The sequence below is a fragment of the Microcoleus sp. K5-D4 genome (genome assembly GCF_036704575.1).
Classification (GTDB): Bacteria; Cyanobacteriota; Cyanobacteriia; order Cyanobacteriales; family Microcoleaceae; genus Microcoleus.
This window is the reverse complement of sequence record NZ_JAUBSD010000029.1, coordinates 31,651-49,732: the sequence shown is the minus strand read 5'-3', so window position 1 is coordinate 49,732 and position 18,082 is coordinate 31,651. Positions and strand designations below refer to the sequence as shown.

Below are 18,082 nucleotides of genomic sequence, written 5' to 3'. Positions count from 1 at the left end.
CTTACAGCTAAATATGTCCGACAAACCTTTAGGTAAACCCCGCTCTTTGTGGCGAGTAATTTTGCTGTCTGGAGTCAGCTTGCTGCTATATTACGGATGGTACAAATGGATTATTCAAGAAGAATTGCGTCGCTATAACGGCAGCGGTTGGTCGGGAACCCTTTGCTTGCTTCCCTTTGTTTTAGGAGTAGCCGTCCCCCAAGCTTTGCGGATATTCGACCCTGACGTTCCCGGATGGTTTGGTTGGTTTTCCTTCCTGGGTATTGCTTGGATTTACATCGTGCAGTTCAAACTTTACAAGACAGTTAACGAATTGTACCGTCAAGAAGGAATCAAAGAGCCACTAACAGTTTGGTGGATTTTTGTACCCGGTTTAAATTTAGTTGTCGGCTTGCGACAAATTCACTTTTTGAGTCAGTTTTGGGCGAGAAAACAGGGAGTTGAAGTTAAGGATAACTTAGCCGAAAGCATTCCTTTCCTCTCAGCTAACGCTTAAGGGGAAACTTTTTACACTGATATCATAAGTTTGTAGGGTACGTCAGTAATCATAGCTCGATTTTCCAAAAATTTAGCTTACGGACGCACCCTACAAGTTTATACTAAGACCAAAAAGTGGTTTGACGCGCGAATTATGGCGGTAATATGCGCCTCGGCGCACATTAGATAATTAGGTGCTACATCCCTGACTGAATCACCAGAACCTATTCGGCAAATCCGCTAAAATGAGTTTGAGTTCCGGTTCATTAACCCGCTTAATTGCTTTAGGAATACTTACCCACTGTCGCTTTCTCCTGCTAGCTTCCGGCCAAATTTCTAGAACAGCTTGCACTTGCATTAAAAATACTTCTACCTGACAAGTGTAGCCGGACTTTTGATACTCGTAAGTTCCCAGCAAATCCGGGAACACTTTACCCAACAAACCTGCTTCTTCCCAAGCTTCCTTGGCAGCGGAATCTTGGGGAGTCATGTCAGGTTCAATTAATCCTTTGGGAATCACCCAGCGCTTGCTAGCCGAAGAAGTAATCAGCATTACTTCAATTTGTCCGTCTTGAATGCGATAGGGAATTACCCCCGATTGATCAACCAGTAAAGCGATTTTTATACTCATGATTTCGGCAATATTTGTGGCTACAAAAGCTGCTGTAACCTCATGAACGGTTTACAACTAAAAAATAAAAACAGCATCCTGAGTCTCGACACTTCCCAAGTTAAGACAGCAATAAAGTGGAGAATAAACATATTTGGCTTTTCCTGCTTGTCGAAAAGAGGAAATTCCCATGCACTCCCACTGAACAATAATATTATTATAATAACCGCGCACAATCCTCTACCGACAAGCAGATAAAAGCCGATCGCCAATATCTGCCTTTATCTGCGCCGGTCTGGGGTTTTACACCTAATCTTTCTTCGCCTTAGCCTCCAAATTTTCCATCCGACTCCTCAAATCTTGATTCTCCTTTTTCACCTGGTCTAACTCCTCCCGCAACTGCTTTACCGCTGCATCAGAACCAACATTTTTCTGCACTCTTTGCACAGCTTCATCAGCCATGCGGCGAACGCGGCCATCGGGAGTTTGGTCAGCTAAAGAACGCAAAATGCGAATTGCTTTGCGAGTTTGCATTTGTCCTAATCCCACTACTACAGAGACTTGAGTCAAGAAAAACGTCTCTTTAGATAATTCTGCCAATCGCTGCAAAATCCGTTCTAAATTGACCTTCGTTTGACCAGTCGAAATTGTGCCCAAAGCTCGAATTGCAGCCAAGCGCAAAGCTTGCGGAGTACCGGCGGCTGTGTATTTCAAAATTAGATTCAGCGCATCTTCAGAAGTTTTCATCTGCGCCAAACCGGCGATCGCACCCGATCGCACTACCTCATTCCAGCCCTGACGCTCTTTCAGCACCAATTTTAACTCTTTCAGTACCTGTTCGTCGGTCGGTTTTTCGTCGGGGTTAGCCCCTGCAATGGAGCCCATAGCACTCGCTGCTGCTGCTTCTACGTAATAGCTGTCGTCGCCTTTTTCCACGATCGACCTCAGCGCTTTATAAGTTTCGTGAGTTTGGATTTTCCCCAGCGCATTCACCACAGCGCGACGAACACGAGCATCTTTATCTTTTAAACCAGTTACTAAACCTTCAAAAACTTGGTCGAGTTTAATTTCAACTAACTGACCGGCAACTTCGGCCCGTACTGCCCAGAACGGCTCTTTCTTGAGAACTTCTGACAGCGTTTTCACCGCTTCCAGCCCTCCCTTTTTCGCCAAAGCGTGGGCAGCGTAAATCCGGGAAACTGGGTCTGGATCGAATTGCAACTGAGCTTTTAGTTCTGCAACTCCATACTCTAACGCAACAGTTTTTAAGTATTTATTGCCGACATCAAAACTGATGAACGCCGGCTTCTCTTCTAGGGGAAAATAGAAGCTTTGCTCGCGCTCATGCACTCGGACGGTGAAAGTTTTTAGGTTCTGGTTTGAACGTGCCCAACTGTCATCGTCTGATTCTTTGTCTGGCTTGTAACCGAAGCCGATCGGGATTTTCAAATCGAATACATCTTTGCTGTTGCCGTTGCCATTTTTGCTGTCTTTTACCTGAGTTTGGGTGACAGTCACTTTTGCTAATTTGCTGTCGCCATCCCAGGAATAAGCAACTTTATAATCTGGATGACCCCCGCGATAAACGTACTGGTCAAACAAAAACATGAGATTGCGGCCAGTAGCCTTTTCTATCGCCCTGAGCAAATCGATGGTTTCTACAGTTTTGTGAGCGTTATCCCGCACAAAAGTGTGAATTGCTTTGTAAAATAATTCGTCGCCCAACTCGGCGCGAATCATGTGATAGACGCAAGCGCCTTTTTCGTACAAATGGCGATCGTACAATTCGATTGCTTCGCGGTAAACGTGAGTAACGATCGGGCGGCGGTAGCGGGAACTATCTTCAGCTAAATAATTGCGGGCTTCATTTAACATATAGTAAGCCGCGTCTTCTTTACCGTATTCTTTGTCAGTCCACAGCACCTCGGAATAAGAAGCCATGCCTTCTTTTATCCAAGCATGAGACCAATGTTTAATTACTACTAAATCCCCGAACCACTGGTGAGCTAATTCGTGAGCAACTAAGCTTTCAGTACCTCGATTGTCGAGGGTGGCACGTTCATCTAACAAGCACCTATCTGTTAGCAAAGTTGTCGAAGTATTTTCCATACCGCCGAAGATAAAATCATCGACGCAGACTTGAGCGTATTTGGGAAAAGGGTAAGGATAGCCAAATGCTTGAGAGAAGAATTCAATCATTTGAGGCGTTTTGCCCATGCTGCGCTTAGCGTCTGCTTCGCGGCTTCTTTCCACGTAATAATTAACTGGTTTGCCGTTCCATTCGTCTTTGATTTCGGCAAAATCTCCGACTGCTAATGTCATTAAATACGTCGGGTGTACCTGGGTTTGAGACCAGTGATAAATTTTATCGTCGCCTTCGTTTTTTGTACTAATTAATTCGCCGTTGGAAATAGCAAATAGTTGTCTCGGAACTTGGACTCGAATTTCTGAAGTAGCGAGTTGTCCAGGATAGTCGAAACAGGGAAACCAGAAGCGGGAATCTTCGTCTTCGCCTTGAGTCCAAACTTGTGTTGGTTTGTTTGGATAGTGTTTGTCCGGGCCGACGAAATAAAGGCCACGCTGAGGTTTTTCTACCGAGTATTCGATCGCAATTGTAATTGGTTGGTAAGCTTCGGTTGGTTCGTGTAGTTGAATTTGCAGCACTTCGCCATCGCTGTCGAAATTTTGCTCAATTTCGCCGACTTTTACTGATTTAATATTCAGGTTGACCGCATCTAAGGTTAATTTGTCAATGCCGCTGCGGATTGGATTGATGCGGATGCTGCAAGTGCCGCGAAAGCTTTGTTTGGGAATATTCAGCACTAAGTCGAGGAAAATATGCTCTACTTGACCGGGGCGATCGGGGTTGTAGTGGGGCCTGGCACCGGGCATCTCGAAGGATTTGTGAGCGTTTTCAGAATCAAAGTAAGTGTGTGACATTGTGATGGCAAAGTTGTGAGTCGATCGGCGATCGCTGGCAGCGCAGATCCGGCTGAACTGCCAGCTTATTATAGAGTAGCGCGTCCTAGCTGCTGTTGTCGCTAACTTGTTAAAAACTGGGTCTAGCGTTGAAGGGATGGAAAATATGATTTTTTCGCTACAATATCAGCAAGGTTAATGTCTGCAATCATCAGCCTGCAATTGAAATTGAGAGGGAAATCTGTATGACAGCTACACTATCAGTTCCCAGTTCGATCGAATCTTGGCTTGGCGACGAAGCCGAAGACTTGCTCACCCATCAAGCGAAAGTTTCTAAAGATTTGTTGCACCTGCCGGGCCCGGATTGGGTCGATCGCATTTTTGCTCAAACCGATCGCTCTCCCCAAGTTTTGCGATCGCTTCAGCAACTCTATTCTAGCGGACGCTTGGCAAATACCGGCTATTTATCCATCCTGCCAGTAGACCAAGGAATCGAACACTCGGCGGCCGCTTCTTTTGCACCGAATCCCATCTATTTTGACAGCGAAAATATCATTAAATTAGCAATTTCTGCTGGCTGCAATGCTGTCGCGACAACGCTGGGAGTTTTGGGAAGCGTATCTCGCAAATACGCGCATAAAATCCCTTTTATTGTCAAGCTCAATCACAACGAGTTGCTGACTTATCCCAATCAATTCGACCAAATAATGTTTGCGACCGTCGAGCAAGCTTGGAATTTGGGGGCAGTTGCAGTGGGAGCAACAATTTATTTTGGTTCTCCGGAATCGACGCGACAAATCCAAGAAGTCAGTCAGGCTTTTGCTCACGCTCACGAATACGGAATGGCGACAATTTTGTGGTGCTATCTCCGCAACGATATCTTTAAACAAGACAAAGATTATCATGTTGCAGCCGATTTAACCGGGCAAGCAAATCACTTGGGAGTGACAATTCAAGCTGACATTATCAAGCAGAAATTGCCCGAATGCAACAACGGTTACGAAGCTGTGGCTAAAGCTAGCGGCCACAGTTACGGCAAAACAGACAAGCGCGTTTATTCGGATTTGACAACGGATCACCCGATCGATCTAACTCGCTATCAAGTGCTCAACTGTTATGCGGGAAGGATGGGTTTAATTAACTCCGGCGGTGCTTCAGGGAAAAGCGATTTTGCAGAAGCAATTCGCACGGCGGTAATCAACAAGCGCGCTGGCGGCTGTGGCTTAATTTCTGGTCGCAAAACTTTTCAGCGTCCTTTTGAAGAAGGCGTAAAATTGTTCCACGCCATTCAAGATGTTTATTTGTCGCCAGAAATCTCGATCGCCTAAAAACTTACCCGACAGAGATTGGCCTCAATATTACAACCTAAACGTACAACCTAAACGTAGGTGGACACGACCCACAAATCGTCGTAAACGTAGGGTGCACACTGTGCACCTTATGTGATTTAAATTCCTTAATTTAAGTTGCAACTTAGCTGTAGTATTAATACTAGCTGAACATCTATACAGACACCGTATATAAATTTAAAAATGCCCTACAGCCTTGTTTTAAACCTGCGACCAGTCGCGCCAATTCCATCCCAGTTTTTAACGGGGCGGCATCTCCACGCTTTATTTTTGAACCTTGTGAGTGCTGTAGACACCGATTTGAGCGCGTACCTGCACGACCAATCTCAGGAAAAAGCTTTCACTTTAAGCCCTTTCCAAGTAAGGAGAAAAGAGCCTTACAAAAGCAGTACGCCACAGCCGCAAAAGAGAGTTTTGCCTCCTGCTTCGCGCACAATTTCGCAGGCTGTACAATGGGAACACAAACAAGCAATTCAGGAAAATACGCCGATTTGGTGGCGAATTTCTCTGCTGGATGACGGTTTGTTCGATCGCCTAACTCAACTTTGGCAGCAACTTAATTTCGAGAGTCCTTGGCATCTCGGGCCGACAAATATATACATTACTAATATTTTGAGCCAACCGCAATCAAACCAGCCTTGGGTAAACTTTTGTACTTACGCCGAATTGTTCGATAGAGCTTCCGAAACTGAGCGCCAAATTGCTTTTACTTTTTGCACTCCTACTAATTTTCGGCAAGGGGTATACGATAGTGCTATGCCAACTAGAGAAAGTATTTTCGGCAGTTTAGCGAATCGCTGGAACAAGTACAGCAGGATTGCGATCCAACCTAATTTCACAGAAGCTATTTTCCCGAGTTTCTTCGATATCCGAACAGAACTTTGTACAGATTCTCGCAGTAAATTTATTGGCTGCGTCGGCGATATTAGTTACCGAATTATGGGAGATATAGCTCCTGCTACTATCAAGCAAATTAACACTTTAGCAGATTTTGCGCTTTACAGCGGAGTCGGGCGAAAAACGCCGATGGGTATGGGAATGACGCGCAGGTTGCAGGTTTTTTAATTATTCAGTTTTGGGCTGAATTTCACTGACAATTTCATAAACATTTGTGTCTGGTATTTTCGCAAACAAAGGCGTCATCTGCTTCAATATTTCCTGATAAGCTTCGCTTTGATTGGCTGCCATATCTTCTACGCTTTCCCAAAAAATGATGGCAATACCTTTGTCTGTATTGGGCAATTGCAGCAGGTAGGCTCCCTTAAAACCTGTGGCATAAGTTGCAACGGCTTTTTCAAAAAGTTGTTCTGCAGCTTCAAATTTTCCCGGTTTAAATTCGCCAATGGCAACGTAGGCAAACTGATGTCTGAGAAAGTCTAGAAATTCTGACATATCTTTTTCCTCACTTAATAGCGATACAGCAAGTTATATTTTACCCGATCGCCAGAAATTTGTGAATATCGCTGTTTATAAGTAGATCGACCTAAAAAAACCTCACAGCGATCGCTCTCTCTTATTCTGCTCTATCCAACCAAACCATTAAATCGGATAAACTAGAAAATCCGACTACCTCCTCTACCAAACTCTCTAATTGCTCAACCGATAATTCCCCCATCCGCGAAACTACATCGGGATTAACTGCTCCTAGTCGTCGCTCCAGCAGACGCAGAATTAATGCTCTTTGACCTGCTCTAATCCCTTCTTGAATCCCTTCTTGACGGCCAGCTTGAATCCCTTCTTGCATCGCTTGAATCCTAGCTGGCTCCAAAGCTCGCTCCAAAGCTGGCTCCAAAGCTCGCTCCAGACCTTCTTCTACGCCCCTAGTAATTATTCCCCGCTGTTCTTCGATCGCCATTTCCTGGGCTTCCATATCCTCGAACTCTTTCAAGCTTAAGTTAGCCTCATTGGCAATTTGAAAAGCTTTTTCTAGTTCTGGAACTGTTTCCATTGTGGCTGGGATTGTTTCTAGATCGGGAGTATTTTTTAGAAAATAAATCCATTTATCTGTCAAGCTTGTGAGTTCATCTAACTGTTTGTTAAATTTCGGCAATTCCACAAAAAACATTTCAACTTGGAGATGGGGATAATCAAATAGTTTCTCTTTTTCCTTGAACACAAAATGAGAAATAACATCAGGTTGTTCTTTAAACATTTCAAAATCAGTAATCGTCAAAGCAATTACTGGTTGCAATCTAGGATAACCTTCTCTAATTTTGAGTTGGTTGGCATAGGTTTTGGCTAGGTTGTAGATGACTCGTTTTTCAAAAGCGGCTACATTCAAAACTTGCATTTCAATAATTACCGTCTTGTTGCCGGTAATTCGAGCTTTGACATCCAAATAACTATCTTTGAGTCCGCTAACGGTAGCAGCCGAGTAAGGGTCAATAATTTGCAAGTCTTGGATGATTGGCTCACCGGCGTAAATTAGAGCATTTAAGAAGCTGATGAGGATGTCTTGGCTGTCGGTGGAACCAAAGATTTTTTTGAAGGCAAAGTCTGTTTTAGGGCTGATAAATTTCATGAGATTTTTCCGGAACTGTTTTATTGATTTATGAAAGATTTTGAGCGAGTGCGATCGCTTCGGGGCTGCGAAAACTGGGTAGCTGCAATAGCCCACTTGAATTTATAAAAATACGGGTGATATAATTTTAACATACAAGTAAAAATAAAACTAACAAAAAACTAACAAACAATGACAAAAATATTAGTAATTGAAGACGATAACTTAATCCGAGAAACGGTATTAGAACTTCTGGACTCGCACGGTTTTGAAGCTGTCGGCGCCGAAAATGGAAAAGTTGGTGTCCAGTTAGCTGCCCAAATTCCCGATTTAATTTTGTCTGATGTCATGATGCCGGAACTCGACGGTTTTGAAGTATTCGCAGCCGTGCGATCGCACCCTGCAACCGCCAGCATTCCGTTTATTTTTATGACAGCCTCCGAAATGGAAAAAGCCCTGGAACTCAAAGCAGACGGCTATCTCAAGAAACCTTGCAGCCTCGCAGAAATGCTCCGGGCGATCGCCGCTCAACTAGAAAAACCGACAGTTGCCAACCCAAAATATCAAAAAGTACAGGACAATTCTGCGGCATCAAATCTTAGCTTGCGCGCCCGGAATCAAAAATCTCGGTTTGAGATTGCCTCGGTTTGCTGGCAATGACGCTCACAGTAACGTTATTGATACACAAGTTGAGGGAATTTCAAATTGGTTCCAGTCAGGGGTGGCTTAGACTGGGTATGTTGAATTTGGTTAAATATTTATGCACGCACAACCCAAAGGCCGCCTAGTTTGGAATCACTCTACCCACCTTCCCGGTTTGATACCAATTTTAGAGCGCCTCACCCTAAAAATGGGAATTCAAACTGTCACTCCGGGCGTCATCAACAAAGTTAAAGGACACATCCCCCGCATGACATTAAGAGTGTCAGTACCCATCCGCGGGGGATTTAAAATCATTGCCAGACAGGGCAAAACCGTACAAGAAGTCTTTATATTAACCACTCTCAGTCAAGGGGACTTGGAAGAGACGATCGCCCAAACCCTACCTAAGTGACAATTTTTCCTTAGCAAGCAAAGCCCGGGCTTTCACCGAAGTAGTTTCATCGCTTTGGGTGATTTCCTCAAGTCTGGCCGAAACTTCCGCTAACCAATCCGGTTTAACAGTCGCAGCAGCCGCCAAAGCTTGCAAACCCCCCGCTGCTGCGTAGCGAACCACCCATTCTGGATCGCGGGACGCTTGCAGCAGGGTTTTCACAGCGCGAAGTTGAGCATCTGCAATTTGTTCTGTCGGCATCAGTTCCCAGCAAATCGTCCCCAAACCCCTAACCGCTGCCCGCCGCACGCTCAAAGCAAAGTCATTCGCCGCCGCATCAAGCAAAATCTCCAAACCCCTGGGGTCGCCAATTCCCGCCAAAGCCCGAACAGCCCAAGCTCTCGCCCCGTAATTGTAGCCGTCAAGCTGTTCTAGAAGCGGCAGCACCGCAGCTTCTCCGAGCTGAATTAGCCCATCCACGGCGGCAACAGCGGCGCCTGGGTTGTTGTAACCGAGCACTGTAATTAAGGTAGGAATTGCTTGTTTTGAGGAAGCCGCCGCCAGTGCTTTGACTGCGTTTAACAAGCCCTCGGAAGAATCTGCTTGTTCGACAGCCTGAATTAGTTCTAATGCCATGTATTTGTAAGCTTTACCGTGACCATTTTAATTGTAGGTTGGGTCGATCGCGCGATCGAACTTTTTGCAGCGTGGGTGAGGCGCGGCGATTAACTTGGAAAGCTTACCCAGCTCGAAGTAGGACAGTCTTGGTAAAGAGTCGAATCGGCAAAAAACTCGACTCCATACCCGCCCTAGGATCTCTTGCGCTGTGCGTCCTCACCGCCTTGGCGCTTCCTATAAGACTTAGCCCAAGCATAGCGCTGCGGATTTTTTTTCAGCAGATATTCCACAACTTCCCGACGCTTCTCATCCTTAGCATTTTTGACAACCTGCTTGAGTTCGGAATCTATATCTTCTGATTCAGCACCCCGTTTAATTGCCTTGTTAAACCAATCATCGCCCTGTGAATATTGACCCCACTCATAACAAATAGCTCCCATCAAAGTGTAAGGATGATGACTCTGAGGCTGATACTCAATAGCTTTTAGCGCGCACTTTTGTGCATCATCTAATTTATCAATATCTCGAAAAGCACCGCCCCTCGTTGTTAGCAAAGCTGACTTGAGCTTATTTTCTTTGATTTGGTCGAAGTCCAGATTTTCTGTCACCTGCAATGCACTTTTCGGTTCATCTGCCTTGCGCCAATGACTGCTGGCGTTGGGCAAGTTCCATTTATTTCCTGTGCGCTCATATTCCCGATCGTAGAAAAGCGCTTCAAGCCTGTGGTAGGCCATAGCAATCTTTCCATGACTAGCTAAAAGTCCCTGTTGTATTAACTGAACAACTAACACAGGATCTAGACGCTCTTCTTTCTCCAATTTGACCATGATGGTGTAAAACGGATCGAAAGGGAAATCACGATCTATAATCCGATACTTAACCTTCAGAGCAGCAAATTCCTTTTCTTGGGCAAAAGTAATTACATCCTCACGTCCATTCTGTTTCACCCAATCAATATCAGCCTCACTCAACTGCTCTCCCGATTGGATTTTGGATTTCAGACTAGCAGCATATTTGTCAATAGCAAAAGTAATGACATCCTCACGTCCATTCTTTTGCAACCAATCAATATCAGCCTCACTTAACTGCTCTCCCGATTTTATCTTAGACTTCAGACTAGCAACACATTTGTCCAGAGCAACCGTAATTGTCTCAGTCAGTTTACGCTTTTTCAGAAAGTTAATATCATGCTCACCTAGCTGATTATCTAAATCAATTTTTTTGAGAACTTTATACAGATGGCTAGAGAGGGATGAATCCTCAGATTCATTAGCTTTATACTTAACTTTCAGTTCAGCAAAGTGCCGTTTCTGTTCAATCTCCAAAACAATGTTAAGCGTTTCGCTCAGTTGATGCTGTTCCAGCCAGTTAAGTTCTGACTCGCTCAACTGTATATCTGCATCCAGGTTTTTCAGGATGGGATACAACTGACTTGATACAGATGTTTCTGGGTATTCACTAGCTTTGTACTTATCCTTGAGTTGGGCAAACTCAGCTTCCCGTACAGCTTTTTGTTGCCAAAAAATTTCTAGAGTATCAACCAGTTGGTTATTGAACAGCCAGTTAGCCTCTACATCACTTAATATTTCTCGTGCATCCAGTTGCTTGAGAATTTGATACAAGGGGCTATCAAGTGAACAATCTGGATATTCAGTTGCTTGGTACTTAGCCTTTAGTGCAGCAAATCGCGCCATCTCTTGAACGACAGCAACTGTTTCAGTAAGCCCCTGCTCTTGCAGGTATTTAACTTCTAAGTCAGTTAGCTGATTTTCTGAGTCAAGTTTCCAAAGGATAGGATACAAAGGACTGGATAGCCGTAAATCGCGATGTCTGGTTACTTTGAACTTAGACTTGAGTTGAGAAAATTTAGCATCTAGTTTTCTTGGTTCTTCAGCCTTACGTAGTGGCTCTTGCTCGATAGCTTCTATTGTTTCCAAAAGCTCATGCTCTAGTAACCAATTCCACTCGAAGTCGGTAATTTCAAATTCTAAATTAGCTTTTCGCAGAATGAGATACAGAAGACTAGAGGGAGATGAATCTTCATATTTTGTTGCTTGATACTTGGACTTCAGCGCTGCAAAATGTTGCACCTGGACTTCAAAAGGATCGTTGCTCATGGTGAATCCCCCGATTTATACTTCTAGCTGCTACACAACCATCTCGCAGCATTCCGCGATCGCTATTGTCACAACCAAAAGTTTTTTAACTGAGGACTAATCCAGATGGTAATATTATTTTAACACTCTCGGTTTCACCAACAACAGCTACCAGCCTCAGTATTTTCACTGAAATTTAGAAAAATTATTACCTAAAGCCTCGTTTCTTATTCCATCAAATAATCCGCCATAGATTCACGCGGATAAAAGCGAGAAAATCGCAGTTTTTAACTCCATGAAATACAGATATGCGGTAGGGAAACAGCACGGCGCTGTCTCCTGAAATGTGTTGTCTCCTGAAAAATGCTGTTTCCTGAATTGACGCGATAAAATTGAGCATCGCAACAGCAATCCTATTTCAGTTATGAACTAATTTTTTTAAAGCAAACTATCCATTAAATTCATAACTTGGATAGCTTCATCTGACAAAGATAGAGATTCTTGTTGATTGAGGTGATGCTCCAAAACTCCTTTGAGCGCAATCAATTTTATGCTATTTTCTGCTAAAGTCTCAGAAATAGCTTGCGCTCCCGGCAAATAGCCGATCGCCCCCAAGTCCATCAAAGCCGATCGCCTCAACTGCAAATTATCCCCATTCAAAGCACTTACCAACCGCTCTCCGTAAACCCGCTCACCCGTTAACTGATACATCGCCCGCGCCGCCGCGTACTGCACCCGCTCCACAGAATGTTCTAAAAAAGGTGAAATTAGCGGTATTGCTTCTGTGGCTTTCAGCGTTCCCAAAGCTTCAATTACCGAGTCGTAAGGTTGCACGAGGTGCGATTTTCCTGGTACTCGCACGGCCACAGCTACGCCCCCATCCAATAGCTTCATTAGCGGCCCAATAGAATCGCTCTCGCCCAGCATTTCTAGAGCTTGGGCCGCCGCTTCTCGCACGTAATAATCAGCGCATTCCAAACAGCGAATCAGGGCCGGCAAGGCTTGTTTGTCGCCCAATTTACCCAGAGCCCGCGCCGCATTTCGCACTAGGGAATAGTCGCCGATTTTTGTTTGTTCTGACTCTTCTTTCAATGCAGCAATTAAAGCTGCAATAGCTGCAGGTTCCTTGACTCGAAATCTGCCAACCCACCAAGCAGCATAATACCGGAGACTGTAATCTTGGGAGTGCAAATTTGCGATCGCCTGTTCAACAGTTAAAGACTCGCCCTCAGCTACACCCGCCGGCGGTGAGTCGGATTCGTAATAATTCATAGTCATTAGTTATTAGTTATTAGTTATTAGTTATTCGGCTATTTAAATCGCTGCTATCCAGCAAGGGTTAGGGACACTCGCCGATTCAAATCGCTACTAAACAGACAAAACCCGCCTGGGCGGGTTACATTAACTCTTAGTCCGCTTGGAGTGGACTTTGTTTGTCTAGGAGCAATTTTCATCGCCCCTTCTAGCTTTTGTCGGAGCGATTTTCATCGCCCCTCCCACCAAACTATTGGTGATCGCCCGATGATTCATGGGATGATTCATGGGATGATTCTGCACCCGCGTTTAAAGGATGAATGCTGACAATTTTCCCGCCCATGCGAGTAATCCGCTGCATTTCTTGATTCATCCGATTGTAAGGCACGGTGATAAATGTACTCGCGCTCGATCGAATCGAATAATCCACATTATCTGTTTCATCGCTTTGGCGCAAGCCGACAACTTCATACCGAAAGCAGCGACCAGCCGAAGCTGTATTGCCACTTTTTCCAGCTACAATTTGACCCAACATAAGCTTCTTGGTAATTGGTAATTCTGACTGTTGACTGTTGACTGTTGACTGTTGACTGTTGACTAGAAGCTAGTAACTACCAACTGCCAACTGCCAACTGACTAAATTGGAGTAATGCTGGCGATTTTCCCGCCCAGGCGTTGAAATTTCTGCATTTGCGAGGACAACTCCTCCACAGGTACGATGAAAGCCTTGCTGCTGCGGCGCACGCTGGGATAGCCGCCCGTGCGAATGCCCGAAACTTCCACGCGCACCAGCCGCCCTTCTTTGCCGTAAGCTGCCGCGCCGCCGAAAGTGCTGCTGGGAGTTACGTTTCTGGCAGAAGGCCGATATGCCCAACCTTCGTTACCGCCGGAGGGACCGACTACAGGCGTAGCGGTGTTAGTGCCGAGTTCGACAGCTAAGCGAGAATTATTGCCTTCTAGTTGAGATGTATCGCTGTTTGCATAGCCGCGATACAACCGGAACATCCGGGTAAAACCGACGGTTTTTTGACCGCGCTGGGTGTTAAAGCCGCGGTAGTAAGGCACGATACTTTCGCCAAAGTTTTCTTGATACTCTACTGAATCGATGTAAGAATCAATATCAGCGTCGTAGCCTTGTGTTTGGTACAAATCTAAGTGTTCAACTACTTCAGATTCGTCGTAGGGAGCGCGACCGAGCAAGTGTTTGTAGTTTAGTTCGATCGTCCGAGTTTGGAAGCTGTTGTAGAAAAACTTCGTTTTGTACAGTTCTGACTTAGCTACAGCCCGTACAAATTCTCGTACAGTCAAACTGCCGTCCCGCAGCAAAGACTCGGAACTGGTAAGTCGCTCGGATTTCATTAAATAGTCGTTGCCCAGCACCTGACGGTAAACCGCACGAATCACAGTTTCAACGTCGTCTTTGGTGTAGTTCGGGCGCAGTTCTACCTTCGGCGCATCGCTCAATGCGGATGTTCCCAGTCTGGACGCTGCTGTCGTAATCGCCACCAGATTTTCTCCTAAATTATTAATGACAAAAGTTTAATGCTTGGTTGCACTTGAAATTTTTAGGACTAAGGATAATATGCCTCAAAGTAGGGTGTACACTGCACACCTTACCTATACACATAAAATTGAAGAATTTTTTAGCCTTAGTCCTACTTTGCTAAAGACGTTTCAAAAAAACGTCAATACACAAACTTTAAGCTGTGGTAATACTTACCACTTTGCCGCCACGTTTGTTGATTTGCTGCAAGCGGCTCGAAAGTTGCTCGTAAGGCACGAGATATTCGGTAGTAGTCCGGCGCACTTGGGGCGAAAACTTAGCCGCAGCTTGCATTGCGGTGACTCGGTAGAGTTGGCCGCGAGAACCGCCGGAAGTCCCGCCAAGGGCTTTTCCGGTGGAGGCTGTGTGTATCGGCGAAGCCATATTTCTCGCTACTTCCCAAGTCAGCCGGGCTTGGGTTTGGTTTTGCGAGCGATCGCTAGAAGCAAAACCCCGGTACAGTTGAAACATCCGGTTAAAACCGACGGTTTTTTGACCTCTTTGAGTCGCGAAACCGCGATAGTAAGGCACTACACTTTCGCCAAAATTTTCTTGATACTCAACTGAGTCAATGTAAGAATTGATTTCAGCTTCGTAGCCTTCTGCATTGTACAAATCAACGTGGAAAGCAATTTCCGACTCGTCGTAAGGAGCGCGGCCCAACAAATGCTTATAATTAAGCTCAATTAACCGCGTTTGCGAGTTCGGATAAAAAAACTTTTTCCGATAAGTTTCGGAATGTGCAATTGACCGCACAAAATCTTTCACTGAAATCTGCCCTTGCATCAGCAGAGATTCAGCACTGGTCAGTCGTTCGCTCGACATTAAATACTCGTTGCCGAAAACTTGGCTGTAAGCAGCGCGAATTACTGCTTTCGCATCGTCTTGCGTCCAGTGGGGACGCAGTTCTACCCGTCCCGCTTCTTCAAATGCTTTTATTCCCAACCGTTCTGCTGCACCTAATCCCGCCATCTTCGCTTCTCCCTTTTTTGCTTTAAAAACTGAAAACTGCTTAAAAAAAGTATTTGCAAAACTAGGCTTAGATCGCAGATGCCCGGAATTCTAAACAACCGCTAACACTTAAGCTAACAGCAGCTTACAATTCCGGGCATCACGCAAATCTAGCTCAGAGCGTTGATTGCGTAGTCGATGTAGGAATTCGCTTCAGTTGCAGCGTCGCCACTGAGACCGTGGTTGCCTTTGATGTACTTGAGAGCTTCAACGTACCAGCTAGGAGACAATTCAAATGTCCGGTTGATTTCGTCAACACCTGCAATCAGGTACTCGTCCATCGGACCGGTGCCGCCTGCAACTAAGCAGTAGGTTACCATCCGCAGGTAGTAGCCGATGTCGCGAGAGCACTTGGCTTTACCGGTTGGGGTAGAAGCGTAGTTCGGGCCTTGCATTTGTTGCGTGTACGGGAATTTGTTGTACACAGCTTGAGCTGCACCGTCGATCAAGCGCTGAGAGTTGGCGGTCAAAGCTTTGGCTGCTTCCAAACCTGCTGCTGCTTGGCGGAAACGGCCGAAGGCGACTTGCAGTTCAGTGCTGCTCAGGAAACGGCCTTGAGAATCGGCTGCGGTTACTGCTTCAGTCAAAGGGGTTTTCATTGTTCTGGTTTCTCCCTAATGTTGTGTTGTTTTTGTACAAAAATGATTGTTTGCAAAAATGCGATGCTCGCTTCTTTACAAGAAAGGTTCGCTTGGCTATTTTTAGCCGACTGCATTAGCAGCGCGGTCGAAGTAGCTGCCGATTTCAGACATCAGCGAGCTGCAATCACCACGGGTAACACCGTTGGGGTCGTTAGCGATCGCGATTGCTGCTTCCTTCATTTTTTGCACGCCGGCTGCAACTGAGCCACCGGGAACTCCCAGAGCTTGGTATGTTTCACGCAGACCGTTCAAGCAGCGGTCGTCCAAAACGCTGGCGTCGCCTGCAAATGTTGCATAGGTGACGTAGCGCAAGATGATTTCCATATCGCGCAAGCAAGCTGCCATGCGGCGGTTGGTGTAAGCATTGCCACCAGGAGCGATCAGTTGAGGCTGTTCAGCGAACAGGGTGCGAGCTGCATTGGCTACGATGCTGGATGCGTTGCCGGTGATGCGGTTTACTGCGTCAATCCGCTTGTTGGCGTCGGAAACCATGCTGCTGAGAGCATCTAGTTGACCCTGAGCTAGAAATTCGCCCCGAGCGTCAGATTGGGAAACCACTTTTGTAAATGCGTCAAACATGAAAGAACTCTCCTATTTGAGTTAATTGAGTTTGGTTGCGGTATAAAACCGTTAAGTTAAATTTGTTCAGGCTACGAGTGCCTGCAAGGGTTGAAATTTGATGCCAGCTAATCTGCTGGTCCCATCGATCTCTCCCTTTCCGCTACCTGCACTATTGTTACATTGCAACGGAGGTTTAAGAAACCTTAGAAAATTTTACACCTTTTATGAGATGCGACAAACCTTGTCAATCAGGGTTTTTGTTAACTTTGGCCTGTCGTTTCAACCCTCTGATAATCTTTATACAACGCTCGCCTGCGTTTGTTTATTACAAATTATTACAGAAACTTATCTCTCTAAGAAGGTAAATATTTGGGGTGCAAGTGCGGACAAATCTCCTTCTGAGGGTAGATGCGAGATGAGAACAAAAAACGCAGAGTTTGCTTCGATCGCCCTGCCGTGGCGGTAGAAGCGCCCGGAACCGTCCCGTGGGCCGATCGCCTTTGTTGGCTTTCTCTGGAAAAGTGGAATTGTTAAGAAGTGTTAAGTAAATTAAAGTTTTGCTAAAAGAAGGCTGGGGGAATAGGCAAAAAAGCAAAAATTCTGCCCAATGTCAGGATCTCTGCAGAATTCGGTGTGGGGAAAATCCAAAAGATTGTCAACCCCCTCGCCACAGCCTCAGCTTTTACCGGAAATATCAGCATTTAGTGACAAAACTCAGCCGTTGGAAGTGGAAAGACCGGGCCCGGTCTTTCATAACGCGGGGATGCTTGGTCTGGGGAGTCCTTGTACTTGACCCCAGACCAAGCATCTACTATGTCCCCTGCTGCGGTTGCCAAAAAACTTTCTTCATCTATATATCTGTTATGTGTTCTGCTTCAATGAGGCTAGTCGCACGGAAGCGTGTGGGAAGCTGAGCATTGTAGATAGGGAGAAAATCAACAGAGGCGATCGAGACCTGTTACCGCAGCGCCCTCTTTCTTTTAAAATTAAACAGGGGAATAGATGAGTTCGGATACGCACCTTTTATTACGTTTTTTTTAAGGTAGGTTTTAACCTGCAGCGCACCCTTGCATCCCGGGACTAAAATCACTCTTGCTCTCGGCTTCTTTTCTGTTTAATAGCCGAAGTAATTGCTAATTTTTAGTATTGACATCCTTCCCGGCGTGAACGCGCGGGGATTCCAAGAATCACTGCTTGGGCTTCCGTCCTTCTAGGACGGGGCTTTAAACCCATTATTTTTGGTAAGGTGGATAGGTGCTATCAGCCGTAGGCCTACAAACGGCGCGATCGAGCAGCCAGACGCATTGAAGTTAAAAGCTTTTTGCTTCCCCGGCATCGAACCGCCCAAAACCAGTCCCAAGTTAAACAGTTTTTTATTCAGAACTCAAAACTTAAAACTCTCTTACTGTAATCAGCCAGATCGATCGGCTGTAGCTGTCCGGCCGCAACCACCTTTATGCCCCACGATCG

The 18,082-nt window shown here is 45.5% G+C and carries 18 protein-coding genes; 6 read left to right on the top strand and 12 right to left on the bottom strand.

Going from position 1 to position 18,082, the window contains the following annotated elements; all coding sequences use genetic code 11:
- Nucleotides 1-13: 13 nt before the first annotated feature.
- Entirely contained in the window at nucleotides 14-496 is a 483-nt protein-coding gene (locus tag QUA77_RS11905; protein ID WP_333036988.1) for a hypothetical protein, read from the top strand.
- A 195-nt stretch (nucleotides 497-691) separates the two neighbouring features.
- On the opposite strand, the gene QUA77_RS11900 is transcribed toward QUA77_RS11905, so the two are convergent.
- Nucleotides 692-1,108 carry an NUDIX hydrolase gene (locus QUA77_RS11900; RefSeq protein ID WP_333036989.1) on the bottom strand — a complete coding sequence of 139 codons (417 nt, stop codon included), beginning with the start codon at nucleotides 1,106-1,108 and terminating at the stop codon, nucleotides 692-694.
- Nucleotides 1,109-1,396: 288 nt separating this feature from the next.
- On the bottom strand, nucleotides 1,397-4,027 hold the full coding sequence (locus QUA77_RS11895; RefSeq protein WP_333036990.1) for a M1 family metallopeptidase: 2,631 nt from the start codon (nucleotides 4,025-4,027) through the stop codon (nucleotides 1,397-1,399).
- A gap of 224 nt (nucleotides 4,028-4,251) precedes the next feature.
- Between QUA77_RS11895 and QUA77_RS11890 the strand changes: the two genes are divergently transcribed.
- Both QUA77_RS11890 and cas6 read left to right on the top strand, forming a co-directional pair.
- Nucleotides 4,252-5,334, top strand: coding sequence for a class I fructose-bisphosphate aldolase (locus tag QUA77_RS11890; RefSeq protein WP_333450261.1), 1,083 nt, complete (start codon nucleotides 4,252-4,254; stop codon nucleotides 5,332-5,334).
- 204 nt (nucleotides 5,335-5,538) lie between these two features.
- Nucleotides 5,539-6,420 carry a CRISPR-associated endoribonuclease Cas6 gene (gene cas6 / locus QUA77_RS11885; protein WP_333450260.1) on the top strand — a complete coding sequence of 294 codons (882 nt, stop codon included), beginning with the start codon at nucleotides 5,539-5,541 and terminating at the stop codon, nucleotides 6,418-6,420.
- On the opposite strand, the gene QUA77_RS11880 is transcribed toward cas6, so the two are convergent.
- Together QUA77_RS11880 and QUA77_RS11875 are read right to left on the bottom strand one after the other, a co-directional pair.
- Nucleotides 6,421-6,747 carry an antibiotic biosynthesis monooxygenase gene (locus QUA77_RS11880; RefSeq protein ID WP_333036993.1) on the bottom strand — a complete coding sequence of 109 codons (327 nt, stop codon included), beginning with the start codon at nucleotides 6,745-6,747 and terminating at the stop codon, nucleotides 6,421-6,423.
- A gap of 121 nt (nucleotides 6,748-6,868) precedes the next feature.
- A complete protein-coding gene (locus QUA77_RS11875) occupies nucleotides 6,869-7,876 on the bottom strand; it encodes an Rpn family recombination-promoting nuclease/putative transposase (protein WP_333450259.1) in 1,008 nt (335 codons plus the stop codon).
- Nucleotides 7,877-8,047: 171 nt separating this feature from the next.
- Here QUA77_RS11875 and QUA77_RS11870 point away from each other — a divergent pair, with 171 nt between their 5' ends.
- Nucleotides 8,048-8,515: a response regulator gene (locus QUA77_RS11870; protein WP_333450258.1), complete on the top strand. Its 468-nt coding sequence runs from the start codon at nucleotides 8,048-8,050 to the stop codon at nucleotides 8,513-8,515.
- Between the two features lie 100 nt (nucleotides 8,516-8,615).
- The gene (locus QUA77_RS11865; protein ID WP_333450257.1) at nucleotides 8,616-8,909 is read left to right on the top strand and encodes a DUF2103 domain-containing protein; all 294 of its coding nucleotides are present in this window, start codon (nucleotides 8,616-8,618) and stop codon (nucleotides 8,907-8,909) included.
- On the opposite strand, the gene QUA77_RS11860 is transcribed toward QUA77_RS11865, so the two are convergent.
- The 8 genes from QUA77_RS11860 to QUA77_RS11825 all read right to left on the bottom strand — a co-directional run bounded on the left by QUA77_RS11860 (nucleotide 8,898) and on the right by QUA77_RS11825 (nucleotide 16,630).
- A complete protein-coding gene (locus QUA77_RS11860; protein ID WP_333450256.1) occupies nucleotides 8,898-9,524 on the bottom strand; it encodes a HEAT repeat domain-containing protein in 627 nt (208 codons plus the stop codon). The two genes, QUA77_RS11865 and QUA77_RS11860, sit on opposite strands and share 12 nt — an antisense overlap.
- Nucleotides 9,525-9,697: 173 nt before the next feature.
- Nucleotides 9,698-11,623, bottom strand: a complete 1,926-nt coding sequence (locus tag QUA77_RS11855) for a hypothetical protein (RefSeq protein WP_333450255.1) — start codon at nucleotides 11,621-11,623, stop codon at nucleotides 9,698-9,700.
- 417 nt (nucleotides 11,624-12,040) lie between these two features.
- The gene (locus tag QUA77_RS11850; protein WP_333450254.1) at nucleotides 12,041-12,880 is read right to left on the bottom strand and encodes a HEAT repeat domain-containing protein; all 840 of its coding nucleotides are present in this window, start codon (nucleotides 12,878-12,880) and stop codon (nucleotides 12,041-12,043) included.
- A gap of 226 nt (nucleotides 12,881-13,106) precedes the next feature.
- Nucleotides 13,107-13,391: a phycobilisome linker polypeptide gene (locus QUA77_RS11845; RefSeq protein WP_333036998.1), complete on the bottom strand. Its 285-nt coding sequence runs from the start codon at nucleotides 13,389-13,391 to the stop codon at nucleotides 13,107-13,109.
- 101 nt (nucleotides 13,392-13,492) lie between these two features.
- Nucleotides 13,493-14,362, bottom strand: coding sequence for a phycobilisome linker polypeptide (locus QUA77_RS11840; protein ID WP_333036999.1), 870 nt, complete (start codon nucleotides 14,360-14,362; stop codon nucleotides 13,493-13,495).
- A 193-nt stretch (nucleotides 14,363-14,555) separates the two neighbouring features.
- Nucleotides 14,556-15,371 (bottom strand): phycobilisome linker polypeptide, encoded by an 816-nt coding sequence (locus tag QUA77_RS11835; RefSeq protein WP_333450253.1) that lies wholly within the window; start codon nucleotides 15,369-15,371, stop codon nucleotides 14,556-14,558.
- A 149-nt stretch (nucleotides 15,372-15,520) separates the two neighbouring features.
- The gene (gene cpcA / locus QUA77_RS11830) at nucleotides 15,521-16,009 is read right to left on the bottom strand and encodes a phycocyanin subunit alpha (RefSeq protein ID WP_006631256.1); all 489 of its coding nucleotides are present in this window, start codon (nucleotides 16,007-16,009) and stop codon (nucleotides 15,521-15,523) included.
- A gap of 102 nt (nucleotides 16,010-16,111) precedes the next feature.
- Complete coding sequence (locus QUA77_RS11825; protein ID WP_333037001.1) at nucleotides 16,112-16,630, bottom strand: phycocyanin subunit beta; 519 nt, start codon at nucleotides 16,628-16,630, stop codon at nucleotides 16,112-16,114.
- A 390-nt stretch (nucleotides 16,631-17,020) separates the two neighbouring features.
- On the opposite strand from QUA77_RS11825, the gene QUA77_RS11820 reads away from it, so the two are divergent.
- Nucleotides 17,021-17,146 (top strand): hypothetical protein, encoded by a 126-nt coding sequence (locus QUA77_RS11820; RefSeq protein ID WP_333037002.1) that lies wholly within the window; start codon nucleotides 17,021-17,023, stop codon nucleotides 17,144-17,146.
- The last annotated feature ends 936 nt before the right edge of the window (nucleotides 17,147-18,082 follow it).

Bases quoted from the DNA above. Each gene is read 5' to 3' on its own strand.
- QUA77_RS11905 (WP_333036988.1), top strand. From the start codon at position 14: ATGTCCGACAAACCTTTAGGTAAACCCCGCTCTTTGTGGCGAGTAATT.
- QUA77_RS11900 (WP_333036989.1), bottom strand. From the start codon at position 1,108: ATGAGTATAAAAATCGCTTTACTGGTTGATCAATCGGGGGTAATTCCC.
- QUA77_RS11895 (WP_333036990.1), bottom strand. From the start codon at position 4,027: ATGTCACACACTTACTTTGATTCTGAAAACGCTCACAAATCCTTCGAG.
- QUA77_RS11890 (WP_333450261.1), top strand. From the start codon at position 4,252: ATGACAGCTACACTATCAGTTCCCAGTTCGATCGAATCTTGGCTTGGC.
- cas6 (WP_333450260.1), top strand. From the start codon at position 5,539: ATGCCCTACAGCCTTGTTTTAAACCTGCGACCAGTCGCGCCAATTCCA.
- QUA77_RS11880 (WP_333036993.1), bottom strand. From the start codon at position 6,747: ATGTCAGAATTTCTAGACTTTCTCAGACATCAGTTTGCCTACGTTGCC.
- QUA77_RS11875 (WP_333450259.1), bottom strand. From the start codon at position 7,876: ATGAAATTTATCAGCCCTAAAACAGACTTTGCCTTCAAAAAAATCTTT.
- QUA77_RS11870 (WP_333450258.1), top strand. From the start codon at position 8,048: ATGACAAAAATATTAGTAATTGAAGACGATAACTTAATCCGAGAAACG.
- QUA77_RS11865 (WP_333450257.1), top strand. From the start codon at position 8,616: ATGCACGCACAACCCAAAGGCCGCCTAGTTTGGAATCACTCTACCCAC.
- QUA77_RS11860 (WP_333450256.1), bottom strand. From the start codon at position 9,524: ATGGCATTAGAACTAATTCAGGCTGTCGAACAAGCAGATTCTTCCGAG.
- QUA77_RS11855 (WP_333450255.1), bottom strand. From the start codon at position 11,623: ATGAGCAACGATCCTTTTGAAGTCCAGGTGCAACATTTTGCAGCGCTG.
- QUA77_RS11850 (WP_333450254.1), bottom strand. From the start codon at position 12,880: ATGACTATGAATTATTACGAATCCGACTCACCGCCGGCGGGTGTAGCT.
- QUA77_RS11845 (WP_333036998.1), bottom strand. From the start codon at position 13,391: ATGTTGGGTCAAATTGTAGCTGGAAAAAGTGGCAATACAGCTTCGGCT.
- QUA77_RS11835 (WP_333450253.1), bottom strand. From the start codon at position 15,371: ATGGCGGGATTAGGTGCAGCAGAACGGTTGGGAATAAAAGCATTTGAA.
- cpcA (WP_006631256.1), bottom strand. From the start codon at position 16,009: ATGAAAACCCCTTTGACTGAAGCAGTAACCGCAGCCGATTCTCAAGGC.
- QUA77_RS11825 (WP_333037001.1), bottom strand. From the start codon at position 16,630: ATGTTTGACGCATTTACAAAAGTGGTTTCCCAATCTGACGCTCGGGGC.
- QUA77_RS11820 (WP_333037002.1), top strand. From the start codon at position 17,021: ATGCGAGATGAGAACAAAAAACGCAGAGTTTGCTTCGATCGCCCTGCC.